The sequence below is a fragment of the Klebsiella sp. EMBS2024 genome, from assembly GCF_036233805.1.
GTDB lineage: Bacteria > Pseudomonadota > Gammaproteobacteria > Enterobacterales > Enterobacteriaceae > Klebsiella > Klebsiella pneumoniae.
On record NZ_JAZARW010000001.1, the window covers coordinates 3,653,662 to 3,671,790 of the forward strand.

The 18,129-nt window shown below is 58.3% G+C and carries 16 protein-coding genes, 1 other RNA gene and 1 pseudogene; 5 read left to right on the plus strand and 13 right to left on the minus strand.

The genetic code is table 11. The annotated features are described in order from the left end of the window. Window positions 1-642, plus strand: a pseudogene (locus tag VZP09_RS16830) (IS3-like element ISKpn1 family transposase); the annotation flags it as partial. A gap of 63 nt (window positions 643-705) precedes the next feature. On the opposite strand, the gene VZP09_RS16835 reads toward VZP09_RS16830, so the two are convergent. The 8 genes from VZP09_RS16835 to VZP09_RS16870 all read right to left on the minus strand — a co-directional run bounded on the left by VZP09_RS16835 (window position 706) and on the right by VZP09_RS16870 (window position 10,829). Then, window positions 706-1,449 carry an SDR family oxidoreductase gene (locus VZP09_RS16835; RefSeq protein WP_004174442.1) on the minus strand — a complete coding sequence of 248 codons (744 nt, stop codon included), beginning with the start codon at window positions 1,447-1,449 and terminating at the stop codon, window positions 706-708. Window positions 1,450-1,511: 62 nt separating this feature from the next. After that, window positions 1,512-4,385, minus strand: a complete 2,874-nt coding sequence (gene gcvP / locus VZP09_RS16840; protein WP_040089661.1) for an aminomethyl-transferring glycine dehydrogenase — start codon at window positions 4,383-4,385, stop codon at window positions 1,512-1,514. A 206-nt stretch (window positions 4,386-4,591) separates the two neighbouring features. Continuing rightward, a complete protein-coding gene (gcvH, locus tag VZP09_RS16845; protein ID WP_002916479.1) occupies window positions 4,592-4,981 on the minus strand; it encodes a glycine cleavage system protein GcvH in 390 nt (129 codons plus the stop codon). A 24-nt stretch (window positions 4,982-5,005) separates the two neighbouring features. Next, a complete protein-coding gene (gene gcvT / locus VZP09_RS16850) occupies window positions 5,006-6,100 on the minus strand; it encodes a glycine cleavage system aminomethyltransferase GcvT (RefSeq protein ID WP_002916480.1) in 1,095 nt (364 codons plus the stop codon). A gap of 422 nt (window positions 6,101-6,522) precedes the next feature. After that, entirely contained in the window at window positions 6,523-7,725 is a 1,203-nt protein-coding gene (ubiI, locus tag VZP09_RS16855; protein ID WP_002916481.1) for an FAD-dependent 2-octaprenylphenol hydroxylase, read from the minus strand. Window positions 7,726-7,735: 10 nt separating this feature from the next. Further along, window positions 7,736-8,914, minus strand: a complete 1,179-nt coding sequence (ubiH, locus tag VZP09_RS16860; RefSeq protein ID WP_002916482.1) for a 2-octaprenyl-6-methoxyphenyl hydroxylase — start codon at window positions 8,912-8,914, stop codon at window positions 7,736-7,738. Further along, window positions 8,911-10,227 (minus strand): Xaa-Pro aminopeptidase, encoded by a 1,317-nt coding sequence (gene pepP / locus VZP09_RS16865; protein WP_002916483.1) that lies wholly within the window; start codon window positions 10,225-10,227, stop codon window positions 8,911-8,913. The genes ubiH and pepP overlap by 4 nt, the downstream gene beginning before the upstream one ends. A gap of 23 nt (window positions 10,228-10,250) precedes the next feature. Then, window positions 10,251-10,829: a YecA/YgfB family protein gene (locus VZP09_RS16870; protein WP_002916486.1), complete on the minus strand. Its 579-nt coding sequence runs from the start codon at window positions 10,827-10,829 to the stop codon at window positions 10,251-10,253. A gap of 166 nt (window positions 10,830-10,995) precedes the next feature. On the opposite strand from VZP09_RS16870, the gene zapA reads away from it, so the two are divergent. The 3 genes from zapA (at window position 10,996) to VZP09_RS16885 (ending at window position 12,245) form a co-directional block, all read left to right on the plus strand. Then, on the plus strand, window positions 10,996-11,325 hold the full coding sequence (zapA, locus tag VZP09_RS16875; RefSeq protein WP_002916488.1) for a cell division protein ZapA: 330 nt from the start codon (window positions 10,996-10,998) through the stop codon (window positions 11,323-11,325). 41 nt (window positions 11,326-11,366) lie between these two features. After that, window positions 11,367-11,550: non-coding RNA, 6S RNA (ssrS, locus tag VZP09_RS16880), on the plus strand. Window positions 11,551-11,648: 98 nt separating this feature from the next. Further along, window positions 11,649-12,245, plus strand: a complete 597-nt coding sequence (locus VZP09_RS16885) for a 5-formyltetrahydrofolate cyclo-ligase (RefSeq protein ID WP_004144746.1) — start codon at window positions 11,649-11,651, stop codon at window positions 12,243-12,245. Between the two features lie 83 nt (window positions 12,246-12,328). Here the strand turns inward: VZP09_RS16885 and serA are convergent, their stop codons facing one another. Then, window positions 12,329-13,561, minus strand: coding sequence for a phosphoglycerate dehydrogenase (serA, locus tag VZP09_RS16890; protein ID WP_002916493.1), 1,233 nt, complete (start codon window positions 13,559-13,561; stop codon window positions 12,329-12,331). A 269-nt stretch (window positions 13,562-13,830) separates the two neighbouring features. Next, a complete protein-coding gene (gene rpiA / locus VZP09_RS16895; RefSeq protein ID WP_002916495.1) occupies window positions 13,831-14,490 on the minus strand; it encodes a ribose-5-phosphate isomerase RpiA in 660 nt (219 codons plus the stop codon). Window positions 14,491-14,657: 167 nt separating this feature from the next. On the opposite strand from rpiA, the gene argP reads away from it, so the two are divergent. Beyond that, window positions 14,658-15,551, plus strand: a complete 894-nt coding sequence (argP, locus tag VZP09_RS16900; RefSeq protein ID WP_002916497.1) for a DNA-binding transcriptional regulator ArgP — start codon at window positions 14,658-14,660, stop codon at window positions 15,549-15,551. Between the two features lie 53 nt (window positions 15,552-15,604). Here the strand turns inward: argP and VZP09_RS16905 are convergent, their stop codons facing one another. From VZP09_RS16905 to VZP09_RS16915, 3 genes are all read right to left on the minus strand, one after another. Then, window positions 15,605-16,372 carry an oxidative stress defense protein gene (locus VZP09_RS16905; protein WP_002916499.1) on the minus strand — a complete coding sequence of 256 codons (768 nt, stop codon included), beginning with the start codon at window positions 16,370-16,372 and terminating at the stop codon, window positions 15,605-15,607. Between the two features lie 89 nt (window positions 16,373-16,461). Further along, entirely contained in the window at window positions 16,462-17,097 is a 636-nt protein-coding gene (gene argO, locus VZP09_RS16910) for an arginine exporter ArgO (protein ID WP_032433608.1), read from the minus strand. Window positions 17,098-17,248: 151 nt separating this feature from the next. Then, a complete protein-coding gene (locus VZP09_RS16915) occupies window positions 17,249-18,106 on the minus strand; it encodes a small-conductance mechanosensitive channel MscS (protein WP_002916504.1) in 858 nt (285 codons plus the stop codon). Window positions 18,107-18,129: the final 23 nt, after the last annotated feature.

The following is an 18,129-nucleotide window of genomic DNA, read 5'->3' on the forward strand; positions in this document are numbered from 1 at the left end:
CAGGGGCTGCGGATAAACCATAAAACAGTGCAGCGGCTGATGGCAGAACTGTCACTCCGGTCTGTGATAAGGGCGAAAAAATATCGTGCCTGGAAAGGGAGAACGGGCGAGGCCGCGCCCAATATCCTGAGCCGGAACTTCGGTGCGTCAAAAGCCAACGAAAAATGGGTAACAGATGTGACAGAGTTCCCGGTACAGGGAAAAAAGCTTTACCTGTCGTCAGTTCTCGATCTGTTTAACCGGGAGGTTATCGCCTACAGCCTGTCGGAAAGGCCGGTGATGGAGATGGTGAATACGATGCTGGACGGTGCGTTCCCGAAGCTCAGACCGGGAGATGCTCCGCTGCTGCACTCGGATCAGGGCTGGCATTACAGGATGAGGAGCTATCAGGAACGTTTAAAGGCGCATGGGATGACGCAGAGTATGTCGCGTAAAGGAAACTGCCTGGATAATGCAGTGATGGAAAACTTCTTCGGGACCCTGAAATCGGAGTGTTTTTATCTGAGGGAGTTCAGGAGTGTCAGTGCGCTAAGAAAAGCCGTAGAGGACTATATCCATTACTACAACAACGNGCGGATAAGCCTGAAATTAAAAGGCCTGAGTCCGGTAGAGTACCGAACCCAGGCTCTGAGAGCCGCTTAATATGAACCATCCAACTTTATGGGGTCAGTCCAGNAGCGCCGCCGGGCAATAGACATCTACGGGTTATTTCCCACCCGCCAGTTCAAGGAAGCTACCCGTCACATACGACGCTTTGTCGCTCAGCAGCCAGGCAATGGCCTGAGCGACCTCTTCCGGCTGGCCGCCGCGCTGCATCGGTAGCGAACCTTTCACTCGATCCACGCGTCCCGGTTCACCGCCGGAGGCGTGCATCTCGGTATAAATCAGCCCCGGACGCACGCCGTTGACCCGGATCCCCTGCGCCGCCACCTCCAGCGCCAGCCCGGTAGTCAGGGTATCTACCGCCCCTTTCGACGCGGCATAGTCAACGTACTCCCCCGGCGCGCCAAGGCGCGACGCCGCCGACGACACGTTAACTATCGCCCCGCCCTTGCCGCCATGCCGATGTGACATGCGCTTTACCGCCTCGCGACAGCAGAGGAAGTAACCGGTGACGTTGGTGGCCAGCACGCGGTTAATACGCTCGGCGCTCAGGCTCTCCACCGTACACTGGGTAAACAGGATCCCGGCGTTGTTGACCAGCGCCGTCAGCGGCTCGCCCATGCGGTCGATCGCCTCAAACATCGCCATCACCTGCGCTTCATCGCTGATGTCCGCCCGCAGCGCCGTGGCTTTGCCGCCAGACGCCACAATGGTATTCACCACCTCGGTGGCGGCGTTAATGTTGTGATGGTAATTGACCGCGACGGTATACCCTTCCTGCGCCAGCAGCAGCGCCGTCGCCCGGCCTATGCCGCGGCTCGCGCCGCTAATAAGAGCTATTCCCATACCTTCCCTCCAAAAAAATAAAGGCGCCGCAGCGCCTTTAAAAGTTTAGCTAAAACGCAAACTTACTGGTATTCGCTCATCGGCACGCAGGAGCAGAACAGGTTGCGGTCGCCGTAGACATCATCCAGACGTTTCACCGTCGGCCAGTACTTGTTGTGCAACCCTGCCGGGAATACCGCCAGCTCACGGCTGTACGGATGGTTCCACTCGCCCACCAGCTCGCCCTGGGTGTGCGGCGCGTTCACCAGAGGGTTATCCTCCAACGGCCATTCGCCGGCTTTGACGCGGTCGATTTCCGCGCGGATCGCCAGCATCGCGTCGATAAAGCGGTCCAGCTCGACCTTGCTTTCCGATTCCGTCGGCTCAACCATCAGCGTTCCCGCTACCGGGAAAGACATGGTCGGGGCATGGAAGCCAAAGTCGATCAGGCGCTTGGCGATATCCAGCTCGCTAATGCCGGTCTCTTCTTTCAGCGGACGAATATCGAGAATGCATTCGTGCGCTACGCGACCATCGCGACCGGTGTAGAGCACCGGGTAGGCGTCTTTCAGTCGGGTAGCGATGTAGTTGGCGTTAAGGATCGCGTTCTGGCTCGCCTGCTTCAGCCCTTCCGCACCCATCATGCGGATATACATCCAGCTGATCGGTAGAATGGACGCGCTGCCGAACGGCGCGGCGGAAACCGCGCCCTGGCGGGTCAGCATACCTTCAATCTGTACCACGCTGTGGCCCGGCACGAACGGCGCCAGGTGCGCTTTCACGCCGATTGGGCCCATGCCCGGGCCGCCGCCGCCGTGCGGAATGCAGAACGTTTTATGCAGGTTGAGGTGCGAAACGTCGGCGCCGATAAAGCCCGGAGAGGTGATCCCGACCTGGGCGTTCATGTTGGCGCCGTCGAGATAAACCTGGCCGCCAAACTGGTGCACGATCTCGCACACTTCGCGAATGGTCTCTTCATACACGCCGTGGGTCGACGGATAGGTGACCATGATGCAAGAGAGATTGGCCCCCGCCTGCTCTGCTTTTTCACGCAGATCGGCGAGATCGATGTTGCCGTTTTTATCACAGGCAACGACCACTACCTGCATACCCGCCATCTGCGCGGAAGCCGGGTTGGTGCCGTGCGCGGAGCTAGGGATCAGGCAGATATCGCGATGGCCTTCGTTGCGGCTCTCGTGATAATGGCGAATCGCCAGCAGGCCAGCATATTCACCCTGCGCGCCGGAGTTCGGCTGCATGCAGACGGCGTCATAGCCGGTCAGTTTCACCAGCCAGTCGGAAAGCTGGGCGATCATCTGCTGATACCCTTCCGCCTGCTCGACCGGGCAGAACGGGTGCAGCTCAGCGAATTCCGGCCAGGTGATCGGGATCATCTCCGCCGCGGCGTTCAGTTTCATGGTGCAGGAGCCCAGCGGGATCATCGCCTGGTTCAGCGCCAGATCTTTACGCTCCAGGGCGTGCATGTAGCGCATCATCTCGGTTTCGCTATGGTAGCGGTTAAACACCGGATGGGTGAGGATCGCATCGTCGCGCAGCATCGCCGCCGGGATCGAACGGCTATCCAGCGCCACGTCTTTATCCAGGGTATCGATATCCAGACCGTGATCGTCGCCGACGATGGCGCGGAACAGGTTCAGCACATCTTCGCGGGTGGTCGCTTCATCGAGCGTAATGCCCACCGCGCCGTGAATATCGCTGCGCAGGTTAATCTGCAGGTCTTCGGCACGCGCCAGCACCGCGGCTTTATCCGCCACTTCGACGCACAGGGTGTCGAAGTAGTGGGCATGGCGCAGCTTCAGCCCTTTCTTCTGCAGGCCGTCGGCCAGAATGTCGGTCAGACGATGAATGCGGCCAGCGATACGTTTCAGACCCGCCGGGCCGTGGAATACCGCGTACAGGCTGGCGATGTTGGCCAGCAGAACCTGCGAGGTACAAATGTTGGAGTTCGCTTTCTCACGGCGGATGTGCTGCTCGCGAGTCTGCATCGCCATGCGCAGCGCGGTATTCCCCGCCGCATCTTTCGATACGCCGATAATCCGGCCCGGCATGGAGCGTTTGAATTCATCTTTCGCCGCGAAGAAGGCCGCGTGCGGGCCGCCGTAGCCCATCGGCACGCCGAAGCGTTGGGCGGAACCGAAAACGATATCCGCGCCCTGCTTGCCCGGCGCCGTCAGCAGCACCAGCGCCATAAAGTCGGCGGCGACGCTGACAATCACTTTGCGCGCTTTCAGCTCGGCGATCAGTTTGCTGTAATCGTGGATTTCGCCGGTGGTGCCCACCTGCTGCAGCAGCACGCCGAAGACATCCTGGTGATCGAGCACTTTGTCGGCGTCATCGACGATGACGTCGAAGCCGAAAGTTTCCGCGCGGGTGCGCACCACGTCCAGGGTTTGCGGATGGACATCGGCGGCAACGAAGAAGCGGTTGGCGTTCTTCAGTTTACTGACGCGTTTGGCCATCGCCATCGCTTCGGCGGCGGCGGTGGCTTCATCGAGCAGCGAAGCGGAAGCGATATCCAACCCGGTCAGATCCAGAGTGACCTGTTGGAAGTTGAGCAGCGACTCCAGACGGCCCTGGGATACTTCCGGCTGGTAAGGGGTATAGGCGGTATACCAGCCCGGGTTTTCCAGCATGTTGCGCTGAATGACCGGTGGCAGCTGCACGGCGGTATAGCCCATGCCGATGTAAGACTTGAAGCGCTTGTTGCGACTGGCAATCGCCTTCAGCTCCGCCAGCGCGGCGAATTCGGTAGTCGCGTCGCCCACCTGCGGTGGGGTCGCCAGCTGGATATCCTGCGGCACAATCTGGCCGATCAGGGCGTTAAGCGAATCCGCGCCGACGGTCTTCAGCATCTCTTGCTGCTGCTGAGCGTCCGGGCCAATGTGACGTTCAATAAAGGCGTCGCGGTTTTCAAGCTGACTTAAAGTCTGAGTCATGAGCGATGGTTCCTGAAACGTGCGGTGAATCGTGGTTGTCTGACTGGTTTGCCCGGCAAGCGCTGATGCTTACCGGGCCAGAATACGCAAAATCATTCGCGTTGCAGGAAGGCGGCGACACAGCGACTCCCCGGGAGCTTACAAAAGTAAGTGACCGGGGGGAGCCAGGAAGCCAACGCCCCTGCAGCGTGAAGGATGAAGCGTATTTATTCGTCTTCCAGTAAAGCTTCATACGCGGCGGCATCCAGCAGCGCGGCAACCTGCGCTTCGTCGCTGGCTTTGATCTTGAAGATCCAGCCGTCGGTATACGGGTCGCTGTTGACCAGTTCCGGAGAGTCGTTCAGCTCTTCGTTGACGGCAACGATTTCACCGCTAATCGGCGCGTAGATATCGGAGGCCGCCTTCACGGATTCGGCAACCGCGCAATCGGCGCCCGCTTCAACGGTGGCGCCCACTTCCGGCAGGTCAACGAAAACCATATCGCCAAGCAGCTCCTGCGCGTGCTCGGTGATCCCAACGGTATAGGTACCGTCCGCTTCTTTACGCAGCCACTCGTGTTCTTTGCTGTATTTCAGTTCTGCTGGTACGTTGCTCATCAATTCATCTCCAAAAAAGGGAAATCACACAATGGCTTTGCCATTGCGTACAAAACCAGGTTTAGTCACTTTTACCGGCATTTCACGGTTACGGATTTGCACCACCGCGGTGTCGCCAATCCCGGCCGGCACGCGAGCCAGCGCGATGCTGTAGCCCAGCGTCGGCGAGAAGGTGCCGCTGGTGATAATGCCTTCTTTTTGATTACCGTCGCTATCGGTAAAACGGACCGGCAGACCACCGCGCAGGACGCCTTTCTCGGTCATCACCAGGCCAACCAGCTGCTCGGTGCCTTTTTCGCGCTGCATCTCCAGCGCTTCGCGGCCGATGAAGTTACGATCGGCGGGCTCCCAGGCGATAGTCCAGCCCATGTTCGCCGCCAGCGGGGAAACGCCTTCGTCCATCTCCTGGCCGTACAGGTTCATCCCGGCCTCCAGGCGCAGGGTGTCGCGCGCGCCAAGACCGCACGGCTTAACGCCAGCGTCCAGCAGACCGCGCCAGAAATCCGCCGCCTGCTCGTTCGGCATCGCAATTTCATAACCCGCTTCGCCGGTATAGCCGGTGGTGGCGATAAACAGGTCGCCGGCCTGCACGCCGAAGAACGGCTTCATGCCTTCCACGGCCTGACGTTGAGCGTCGGTAAACAGCGTCGCCGCCTTCGCTTTCGCCTGGGGGCCCTGGACCGCGATCAGCGACAGATCGTCGCGAACGGTAATTTCAAGGCCGTAAGGTTCAGCTTGTTCGGAGATCCAGGCGAGGTCTTTTTCGCGGGTGGCGGAGTTAACAACGAGGCGGAAATAATCTTCAGAAAGGAAATAGACAATCAGGTCGTCGATGACGCCGGCGGAGGCGGTCAGCATACCGGTGTAGAGCGCTTTGCCTGGGGTGGTGAGCTTCGCCACATCGTTGGCCAGCAAATAGCGCAAGAACTCGCGGATCCGGCTGCCGTGGAAATCGACGATGGTCATATGCGACACATCGAACATCCCTGCATCGCCGCGCACCGCATGGTGCTCATCAATCTGGGACCCGTAATGCAGCGGCATCATCCAGCCATGGAAATCCACCATGCGCGCGCCGCACAGCGTGTGTTGTTCATACAACGGAGTCTGTTGAGCCATCTTTTCCTCATCGAATAAAACGGAACCAGCCACGAAATTGTCGGCGATTTTGCGCCATGAAATTCGGCGTCGGCATCGCTGACGGACGCCGACGCAAACGTTCTCTTTGGCCTGAACTTACCACCGAACCCGGCGCTAAACCATAAGCTCATTCAGGGCATCACATTAGCTTATGGCTAAAATCCGCCGAAAAGCCTACAGAGTTATTGACTGGAAAAAAGCGATTTACGCCACATAAAATTAACATTAACGGCGCGACAATTAGGTAATGATGGTGTTTTATGCGATTTTACGGCTCTAATTTCTTTAACAAAAAAAAGGACGCATTAATAAATCTAATGCGAAAAAAGAGGTGAAATTAGAATATTTCAAATGAGGGGGAAAACCCGGCGCCCAGGCCGGGTGAAAGAAGTGTGACGCGGTTAACGTAACCAGGCAGGCAGATCGTTGAGGCCCATCGCCTGGCGAATCAGCTGCGGTTTCACGCCCGGCAGCGTATCGGCCAGTTTGAGTCCCACATCGCGAAGAAATTTCTTCGCCGGATGGCTCCCGGAGAACATTTCGCGGAAGCCCTGCATGCCCGCCAGCATCAGCGCCGCGCTGTGCTTGCGGCTGCGCTCGTAGCGGCGCAGATAAAGATGCTGGCCGATATCTTTGCCCTGAGCGTGCAGGCGCTTCAGCTCGTCAATAAGCTCGGCGGCATCCATAAAACCGAGGTTGACCCCCTGCCCGGCCAGCGGATGGATGGTATGCGCGGCATCGCCGACCAGCGCCAGCCGGTGGGCGGCAAACTGACGGGCATAGCGGCCGGTCAGCGGGAAAACTTCACGTTCACTTGCCAGCTGGCAGAGGCCAAGGCGATTATCGAACGCGATATTCAGCGCCTGGTTGAAGGTGGTTTCATCAGCCTGCTGCATCCGCTGCGCTTCCCCCGGCGATAGCGACCAGACGATCGAGCACAGGTGCGGATCGCTGAGCGGCAGGAAGGCGAGGATCCCGTCGCCATGGAACGCCTGGCGGGCCACCGCCTGATGCGGCTCAGCGGTACGGATGGTCGCCACCAGCGCATGATGATGGTAATCCCAGAAGGTCAGCGGAATATCGGCTTTATTGCGCAGCCATGAATTGGCGCCATCGGCGCCGATCACCAGCCGCGCGGTCAGCATGCTGCCGTCCTGCAGGCTGAGAAAGGCTTCATTCTCGCCCCACGCCACCTGCTGAAGTTCCGCCGGAGCCAGCAGGGTAACGTCAGCGCAACGCTGCGCCTTCTGCCACAATGCATGATGCACTACGGCATTTTCGATAATATAGCCAAGGTGGCTAAAGCCCATGCTCTGGTCATCGAAGCTAATGTGGCCAAAGCTGTCTTTATCCCACACTTCCATACCGTGATAGCAGCTGGCCCTCTGGGCGACGATCTCGCGCCAGACGTCCAGCTTTGTCAGCAGCTTTTCGCTGGCGGCATTAATTGCCGAAACGCGCAGCGCCGGCGGCGCATCGGCGGCCAGCGGTCGCGGCTCTGCTTTCTCCAGCACTGCGACGCGCAGGCCGCTACCCTGTAGACCGCAGGCTACCGCCAGCCCCACCATTCCACCGCCAACAATGGCAACATCAACACTTTGCACGTTCTACTCCTTAACGGGGAACCCAACCGAGGGTACGCTGCGCCAGCGCATCGCGCGCCGGGGTAAATAATTCCATCGCCATCAGACCGACGTTGCGCCCCGCCACCAGCGGCGCCCAACGGTTGGCAAACAGATGCACCAGCCCATCGGTCACGCCGATGGTGGCGGCTTTATCCCCTGCCCTGCGCGCCTGATAGCGGCACAGCAGTGGATAATGACCGACATCTTCGCCGCTGAGATGGGCGTCAGCGAGTAATTCCGCCAGGCTCATCACATCGCGCAGGCCGAGATTAAAGCCCTGCCCGGCGATCGGGTGCAGCGTCTGCGCCGCGTTGCCGACCAGCGCCAGGCGGTGCGACACCGCGCGGCTGGCGGTGGTGAGGGCCAGCGGATAGACGCTGCGCTTCCCGGCGTGGGTAATACGCCCCAGCCGCCAGCCGAACGCCTGCTGCAGCTCCTGACAAAAGCGTTCGTCAGACCAGCTCTGCACCTCATCGCGGCGCGACTGCGGATGACACCACACCAGCGAGCAGCGCCCTTGCGACATCGGCAGCATCGCCAGCGGGCCATGCTCGGTAAAGCGCTCGAAGGCGCGACCTTCGTGGGGCAACGCGGTGCTGACGTTAGCAATGATCGCTATCTGCTCATACGGCTGCTGCTGCCAGCTGATGCCGCAGCGGGCGCCCAGTGCCGAACGGGAACCGTCCGCCGCCACCAGCAGCTTACCGTTAATGATTTCGCCGCCCTCAAGCGTAAGGCTGACGCTCTCCTGGCTGCGACTGACCGCTTCCACTTTCGCCGGACAGTGCAGCGTGACGCCTGGCGCCTCGCGCAACAGACCAAACAGCCGCTGGCCGACATCGTGGAGTTCAACCACCTGGCCCAGCGCCGACAGGCCATAATCCGCGGCCGCCAGATTCACAAACCCGGCATGACCGCGGTCGCTGACGTGTACTCGCTGGATGGGCGTCGCGCGTTCGGCGAGGCGTTGCCAGATACCGATACGCGCCAGCTGCTGGCAGGTGCCCGCAGCCAGGGCGATCGCCCGGTCGTCAAAGCCAGGGTGGCGTGAAGAATGCGGATCCTGCGCTTCAATGAGGTGGACCGGCAGCGCGCCGCCAGTCAAACGGGAGATGGCCAGCGCGAGCGTCGCGCCGGTCATCCCGCCCCCGACGATCAGCACGCTCATGACTGGCGCGCCGCCGCCATCAGCGCCTCGATCTCATCCGCCTTCTTCACCACGCCGGCGGTGAGATTTTCGTTACCGTCTTCGGTAATCACGATGTCATCTTCAATACGGATGCCGATGCCGCGATACTGCGCCGGCACGTCGGCATCGGTGGCGATATACAGTCCCGGCTCGACGGTCAGCACCATTCCCGGCTCCAGGACGCGCGAACGGTCGGTGTCGTAATTACCGACATCGTGCACATCCAGACCCAGCCAGTGGCTCAGGCCATGCATAAAGTACGGGCGGTGGGCGTTGTTGGCGATAAGCTCGTCAATCTCGCCTTTCAGGATCCCCAGCCGCACCAGGCCGGTAATCATAATGCGCACCACTTCCTGGTTGACCTGACAGATCGAGGTGCCCGGCCGATAGAGTTTCAGCGCGGTCTCCAGCGATTCGAGCACAATGTCGTAGATCTCGCGCTGCGGCTGGGTAAATTTACCGTTTACCGGGAAGGTGCGGGTAATGTCCCCGGCATAGCCGCGATACTCGCAGCCGGCGTCAATCAGGACTAAATCGCCGTCGCGCAGTTCAGATTCGTTTTCGGTGTAGTGCAGAATACAGCCGTTTTCGCCGCCGCCAACGATGGTGTTATAGGAGGGGAAACGTGCCCCGTGGCGGTTGAATTCATGGAGAATTTCACCTTCCAGCTGATATTCGAACATGCCAGGGCGGCATTTTTCCATCGCCCGGGTATGGGCCAGCGCGGTGATCTCCCCGGCGCGGCGCATCACGGCAAGCTCTTCCGCGGATTTAAACAGGCGCATCTCATGCACAATGGGCCGCCAGTCGATAACCGAGTTCGGCGCCTGCAGATTCTGGCGCGAGCCTTTGCGCAGTTTTTCGAGGGCGTTGAACACAATCTCATCGGCATAGGCATATTCACCCTGGGCGAAGTAGATCGCGTCCAGACCGTTGAGCAGCTGATACAGCTGCTGGTTGATTTCGCTGAACGCCAGCGCCCGGTCGACGCCAAGCTTCGCCGGCGCGGCCTCCTGGCCCAGACGGCGTCCAAACCAGATCTCAGCGGTCAGATCGCGAACCCGGTTGAACAGCACGCTATGGTTGTGGGTTTCATCGCTTTTAATCAACACCAGCAGCGCTTCCGGTTCGTTAAAGCCGGTGAAGTACCAGAAATCGCTGTTCTGCCGGTAGGGATATTCCGAATCTGCACTGCGCACCGCTTCCGGTGCGGCGAAAATCAGCGCCGCGCTGCCTGGCTGCATCTGCGCCAACAGCGTCTGGCGACGCGATAGAAATTCCTGCTGAGTCATGACGCCCCCTGAACGAATTTTAGTTAGTGTAATGTCGGTTTGCGGACTTCCGGTGCGGTTGGCTGCTGACGGGCAAAGGTGTCGTGGCACAGCAGTGCGGCAACGCGGACATACTCGATAATCTCCTCCAGAGACATCTCCAGCTCTTCCTGATCTTCGTCTTCATCGTAGCCCAGCTGGGCAATATTACGCAGATCGTCAATCGCTTCCCCGGTTTCATCCTTCACTTTATCCAGCTTCGGCTGGCTAACGCCAAGACCAAGCAGGAAGTGGTTGACCCAACCGGCGAGGGCGTCGGCACGGTCAAAGACGCTCACCGCATCGCCTTCCGGCAGATACAGTTGAAAGAGGAAACCGTCGTCATCCAGTGAATCGCTGATGGCGGAATGCATGTTACGCAGCGCCTGAGCCAGTTCATGGCCAAAGGCGAGACCTTCGTTGGTCAGGTCGTGCACCAGCGGCTGCCAGCTGCTGTCCGTGTTGCCGCCGCACAGCAATCCGCTGATCAAACCGTGCATTTCGGCCGGGGTGAGACCTACCCCTTGTTGGTTCAGTAACTGGTCTACATCGTTGTAACCAGGCATTTCGTTCTGTATAGACATGCGCATTCGTCATCGTTGGGAGGAATATTCATGGTATGCTACCACTTTGGACCCTGGTGAACCAGAATAGGGCTTGTATCTTCGCACCAGGGTAGCTATAGTGTCGCCCCTTCGCAGACCCGGGCCAGGGTGTGAAGGCAGCGCAGTCAATCAGCAGGAAGGTGGCATGTCTGCACAACCCGTAGATCTCCAAATTTTCGGCCGTTCACTGCGAGTGAATTGCCCGCCTGAACAAAGGGATGCCCTGAATCAGGCAGCTGAAGACCTTAATCAGCGGTTGCAAGATTTAAAAGAACGCACTAGAGTCACAAATACTGAGCAGCTGGTCTTCATCGCGGCGTTGAACATCAGCTATGAGTTGACTCAGGAAAAAGCGAAGACCCGCGACTACGCTTCCAGCATGGAGCAGCGCATTCGCATGCTTCAGCAGACCATCGAACAAGCATTGCTTGAGCAAGGTCGCATAAGCGAAAAGCCAGGGTCGAAGTTTGAATAACACTTTGCAGTTAACTGTGTTAGAGTAATCGCAAGAACAAAATTTCTCTGAGATGTTTGCAAGCGGGCCAGTCCCCTGAGCCGATATTTCATACCACAAGAATGTGGCGCTCCACGGTTGGTGAGCATGCTCGGTTCGTCCGAGAAGCCTTAAAACCGTGACGACACATTCACCTTGAACCAAGGGTTCAAGGGTTACAGCCTGCGGCGGCATCTCGGAGATTCCCTTCTTTACTTCGCATCATCCCCCATACGTGTTTTCGGCTGAAGCCGCCCTGTATTACACTTGCTCCTATTGTTTCGCCAGCCCGTAACGAGACCTGCATGACTATACAGCCCGATACCCTGCTCTCCCGTCAGCATATTCGCCAGCAGATCCGCGATCGTCGACGCGCACTCAGCCCGGAGCAACAGCGCCTGTTTGCCCAACAGGCCGCCGAGCGGATGATGGCCTGGCCGCCTATAGTTCTCGCTCACAACGTGGCGCTGTTTCTCTCCTTTGACGGCGAGCTGGACACCCAGCCGCTGATCGACCAGCTCTGGCGCGCCGGCAAGCGGGTATATCTCCCGGTGCTGCATCCCTTTAGCCCCGGCAATCTGCTGTTTTTACACTACCATCCGCAGAGCCAACTGATCGTGAATCGCCTGAAGATCCGCGAACCGAAGCTCGATGTGCGGGATGTGCTGCCGCTGGCTGAACTCGATGTGCTGGTGACCCCGCTGGTGGCCTTCGATGTCAGTGGCCAACGGCTGGGAATGGGCGGCGGTTTTTACGACCGGACGCTGCAAAACTGGCAGCAGTATCGCCTGCAGCCGGTGGGCTACGCGCACGACTGCCAGCAGGTGGATAGCCTGCCGAGCGAAGAGTGGGATATCCCGCTGCCGGCGGTCATCACCCCGGGAAAAACCTGGTGTTGGTAGGTACGCGGGGACGAGAAATTCAGCCTGGAAAGTATTAACAAAAAAACGGGCAGGTACGCGACCTGCCCGAGAGGCAAAAATGATTAGAACAGCAGACGGGCGCGGATAGTCCCCGGGATCGCTTTCATTGCCTGCAGCGCCTGCTGGGCAACATCTTCTTCCGCTTCAATATCAATCACCACGTAGCCCATCTGCGGCGACGTTTGCAGATACTGGGCGGCAATGTTGATGCTCTGCGCGGCGAAGATTTGGTTGATTGCGGTCAGGACGCCCGGCCGGTTCTCATGGATATGCAGCAGACGGCGGCCGCCGTGCAGCGGTAGAGAAACTTCCGGGAAGTTAACTGCCGACAGGGTTGACCCGTTGTCAGAGTATTTCGCCAGCTTGCCAGCTACTTCCAGACCGATGTTCTCCTGCGCTTCCTGAGTGGAGCCACCGATATGCGGTGTGAGGATCACGTTATCAAACTCGCACAGCGGCGAAGTGAAGGGGTCGCTGTTGGTCGCAGGTTCAGTCGGGAAGACGTCGATAGCCGCCCCGGCCAGATGCTTACTGGCCAGCGCATCGCATAGCGCCGGAATGTCCACCACGGTACCGCGGGAGGCGTTGATCAGCAGCGCGCCCGGCTTCATCAGCGCCAGTTCTTCCGCACCCATCATATTTTTGGTAGAGGCGTTTTCCGGCACGTGCAGGCTGACCACATCGCTCATGTTCAGCAGGTCGGAGAGATGCTGTACCTGAGTGGCGTTGCCGAGCGGCAGTTTGTTTTCAATATCATAGAAGAAGACGTGCATTCCCAGCGATTCCGCCAGAATGCCAAGCTGGGTACCGATGTGGCCGTAACCGATGATGCCCAGCTTTTTACCACGCGCTTCGAAGCTGCCGACCGCCTGCTTGTTCCACACCCCGCGGTGCGCTTTGGCGTTGGCTTCCGGCACGCCGCGCAGCATCAGCAGCAGTTCGCCGATCACCAACTCGGCCACCGAGCGGGTGTTAGAGAACGGCGCGTTAAACACCGGAATACCGCGCTTCGCAGCGGCGTTCAGATCGACCTGGTTGGTCCCGATGCAGAAGCAACCGACGGCAACCAGTTTTTCCGCTGCGGCGAAAATCTCTTCAGTCAGATGGGTACGGGAACGCAGGCCGATGAAATGGGCATCACGGATCGACGCTTTCAGCTGTTCTGAATCCAGCGCGCCTTTATGAAATTCAATGTTGGTGTAACCCGCTGCGCGAAGGCTATCGATTGCCTTTTGATGCACACCTTCAACCAGCAGAAATTTAATCTTGTCTTTTTCCAGTGATACCTTAGCCATTTCCCCGTCCTGTTTTGTCTTAACTGATGTCGTGCTGAACGAAAGTTCGTCTCAGCAACATATCAAAAAAAACTATCGCGGCAATATGAACGTTTGCGTCGCCGTCCTGAAGAAATGTCATCCAGAGGGAAATCGCAGGACAAAACACCAGAAAGAGAAGAAATGCTAGCGTGTAAATCAGAATGGTTGCATAAATGTGACAGAAGTCACCAAATTGCACCTGGTGAAAAAATATTTGCGAGGGAGCCGGTCGGCTCCCTGCGGACAGACTATTTTACGATGGTCTTCACGCCGTCGGCAGTGCCAATCAGCGCCACGTCGGCGCCACGGTTGGCGAACAGCCCCACGGTGACGACGCCAGGAATACCGTTGATCGCGTTTTCCAGCGCGATCGCATCAAGAATTTCCAGGCCGTGCACGTCAAGGATCACGTTGCCGTTATCGGTCACCACGCCCTGACGGTACTCTGGACGGCCGCCCAGCTTGACCAGCTGACGCGCCACGGCGCTGCGCGCCATCGGAATGACTTCCACCGGCAGCGGGAACTTGCCCAGAATATCGACCTGCTTGGAGGCGTCGGCGATGCAGATAAATTTATCCGCGACCGAGGCGATGATCTTTTCACGGGTCAGCGCCGCGCCGCCGCCTTTGATCATCTGCATATGGCCGTTGATCTCATCCGCGCCGTCAACATAGATCCCCAGGCGATCGACGCTGTTAAGATCGAAGACGGTGATCCCGAGGCTTTTCAGCTTCTCGGTGGAGGCGTCGGAGCTGGAAACCGCCCCTTCGATCTGCCCCTTCATGGTGCCCAGCGCGTCAATAAAATGGGCCGCCGTCGAGCCGGTGCCAACGCCGACAATAGTCCCTGGCTGTACATATTGCAGTGCTGCCCAACCTACCGCTTTTTTCAGTTCATCCTGCGTCATAATTCTGGTCCGAGATGTGAATGCCTGTGGCGCATTATAGAACATCGATAGTGGAAATGTCCCTGCGATGCAGATCACACAACTGAACAGACCAATTTCGTCTGTATCAAATAAAAATTTATGTCATAGTGCGAGATAACGATTAGTTATGGGGGCACGCCAGAATAATGAAACGACCGGACTACAGGACACTACAAGCGCTGGATGCGGTGATTAGGGAACGAGGATTTGAGCGCGCCGCGCAGAAGCTATGTATTACCCAGTCCGCCGTCTCACAGCGTATTAAGCAGCTGGAAAATATGTTCGGCCAGCCGCTGCTGGTACGTACCGTGCCGCCGCGCCCCACCGAGCAAGGACAGAAACTGCTGGCTCTGTTGCGCCAGGTTGAACTGCTGGAGGAAGAGTGGCTGGGCGATGAACAAACCGGCTCGACGCCGCTGCTGCTGTCGCTGGCGGTGAACGCCGACAGTCTGGCGACCTGGCTGCTGCCGGCGCTGGCCAACGTTCTGTCAGACTCCCCTATTCGTCTCAACCTGCAGGTGGAAGATGAAACCCGCACCCAGGAGCGCCTGCGCCGTGGCGAAGTAGTGGGCGCAGTGAGTATCCAGCCGCAGGCGCTGCCAAGCTGCCTGGTGGATCAGCTGGGGGCGCTCGATTACCTGTTTGTCGCATCAAAAGAGTTTGCGCAACGCTATTTCCCGAATGGCGTGACGCGTTCGGCGCTGCTTAAGGCGCCGGTCGTCGCCTTCGACCATCTGGACGATATGCATCAGGCGTTCCTGCAGCAAAACTTCGACCTGCCGCCGGGCAGCGTCCCCTGCCACATCGTCAACTCGTCGGAAGCTTTCGTGCAGCTGGCGCGCCAGGGCACCACCTGCTGTATGATCCCGCATCTGCAGATCGAAAAAGAGCTCAACAGCGGCGAACTTATCGATCTCACCCCGGGCCTGTTCCAGCGCCGCATGCTCTACTGGCACCGCTTCGCCCCGGAAAGCCGCATGATGCGCCGGGTGACCGATGCGCTCATTGACTACGGACACAAGGTGCTGCGTCAGGATTAAACCGCGGGCATAAAAAAGCCACTTCGCTGAAGTGGCTTTTTTGTTTCTATCGCTTACTGGGCCGGTTTCGGCGTTTCCGCCGGTTTCGCCGGGGTGGCTGGAGCAGCGGCTTGCGCCGGCTGCAGCTCAAAGACTACATCGACCTGGTCGTCAAACTGGATAGTCGCCTGCTCGTAGGTTTCCTGGGCAGAAACCGGCGCAGCGTCAGCGGCCTTCATCATGCGAACCATCGGGCTCGGCTGATAGTTGGAGACATGGTAGCGCACGCTGTACACCGGACCCAGCTTGCTGTGGAAGCCTGCGGCCAGCTCCTGCGCCTGATGCACGGCGTCGTCGATCGCCGCTTTACGCGCTTTATCTTTGTAGGCATCCGGTTGCGCAACGCCCAGCGAGACGGAGCGAATTTCGTTGAGACCCGCTTTCAGGGCGCCATCCAGCAGACCGTTGAGTTTATCCAGCTGGCGCAAGGTCACTTCCACTGTGCGCACCGCGCGATAGCCTTTCAGAATGCTTTTCCCGTTCTGATAGTCGTAATCTGGTTGGGTACGCAGATTCGCCGAGTTGATGTCCTTTTTAGCAATACCGCTCTTTTCGAGGAAAGAAAGATATTGCGCAACGCGATCGTCAGCCTGTTTTTTTGCCGACGCGGCGTCTTTTGCCGACACGTTCACTTCGATCGCCAGGGTGGCGATGTCCGGAACCGCGGCAACGCTTGCTGTGCCTGAAGTCACAATGTGCGGGCCATCCGGCAATTCGCTGGCCTGTGCCGCCATCGTGGTCAATCCGAGTGTTGCCGCCAGGGCTAAGACTTTTAACTTCACTGTCGTTTCTCCATGTTACTTAAATCGCCCTTACGGGACGCATGCCAGCAAGCTTAGCGCGTACAGCAGGAAAGTCCATCGGACAACGCTTAGTTAAGCAACGCCTGGATATGGCTGACGCCTTCTCTTGCCAGCTGAAACGCAATAAACCACATGACGGCGCCGACCACAATATTGATGATCCGCTGGGCTCTGGCGGTAAGCAGTCGCGGCGCCAGCCAGGCGGCTAACAGCGCCAGGCCAAAGAACCACAGGAAAGAGGCGCTAATGGTCCCTAGCGCAAACCAGCGCTTCGGCTCCACCGCCAGCTGACCTCCCAGGCTGCCTAACACCACAAAGGTGTCCAGATAAACGTGCGGATTAAGCCAGGTCACCGCCAGCATGGTGATAATGATTTTCCAGCGCCCCTGCTGCATTACCTCTGCATTGGCGAGTTCAAGACTCTGACTGAACGCCGTTTTCAATGCGCCGAAGCCATACCACAGCAAAAAGGCCACGCCGCCCCAGGTCACTAGCGCCAGCAGCCACGGGGATTGCATCAGCAGTGCGCTACCGCCGAAAATGCCAGCGCAGATTAACAGCAAGTCGCTGACCGCGCATAGCAGGGCAATCATCAGATGATACTGACGACGGATCCCCTGATTCATCACAAAGGCATTTTGTGGGCCAAGCGGCAATATCATAGCCGCTCCCAGGGCAAGCCCCTGAAAGTAATAAGTAAACATAAGGATTTATCCGCTGAGTTCGAGAGTGGCGCTGACTATAGCGCGAATGAATTATTAGCGGAAATTGAAAGAATTAATCATTAATTAGAACAACTAATGATGAGCTATTGAAAAAGGCCGGCATGGCCGGCCTGAGTTATTGAGAGGCGCTTTACTCTGCTTTTTCCGGCAGGCGCACCACATGAACATCCATCTGCGGGTAAGGGAAGCTGATGCCATTGGCGTCAAATTCACGCTTGATACGCTCGAGGATATCCCAGTAGACGTTTTGCAGATCGCTGCTTTTGCTCCACACGCGCACCACGAAGTTCACCGACGAGGCGCCGAGTTCGTTCAGACGAACGGTCATTTCCCGATCGCGCAGAATTCGATCGTCAGATTCGATAATCGAGGTCAGCAGCTGCTTTACCTTGTCGATATCAGCATCGTAAGCGACGCCGATAATAAACTCATTGCGACGCGCCGGTTCCCGGGAGAAGTTAATGATATTGCCGGCGATGATTTTCCCGTTCGGGACCACCACTACCTTACCGTCCGCGGTACGCAGGGTGGTGGAGAAAATCTGCACGTTCAACACCGTACCTGCCACGCCGCCAAGGTCGACATACTCGCCAGCGCGGAACGGGCGGAACATCACCAGCAGTACGCCTGCGGCAAGGTTCGACAGCGATCCCTGCAGTGCCAGACCGACGGCTAAACCCGCGGCGCCCAGCACAGCAATGACCGAGGCGGTCTGCACGCCTACCCGCCCCAGGGCGGCAATCAGCGTAAAGGCGATAACCGCATAGCGCACCAGCGCAGAGAGAAAATCGGCCACGGTAGCGTCAATTTTACGCGCCAGCATCAGGCGGTTGACGGTATTAGAGACGACGCGCGCCACGATCATCCCGACGATCAGGATAGCGATAGCCGCGACGATGTTGACGGCATAGCTCAGCAGCAGCTCCTGGTTGCGTGCCAGCCACGTCCCGGCGTGGTTGATGCTATCGACAACGTTCAAATCTTCCATTTAACATTCCTTATGAATCCCCT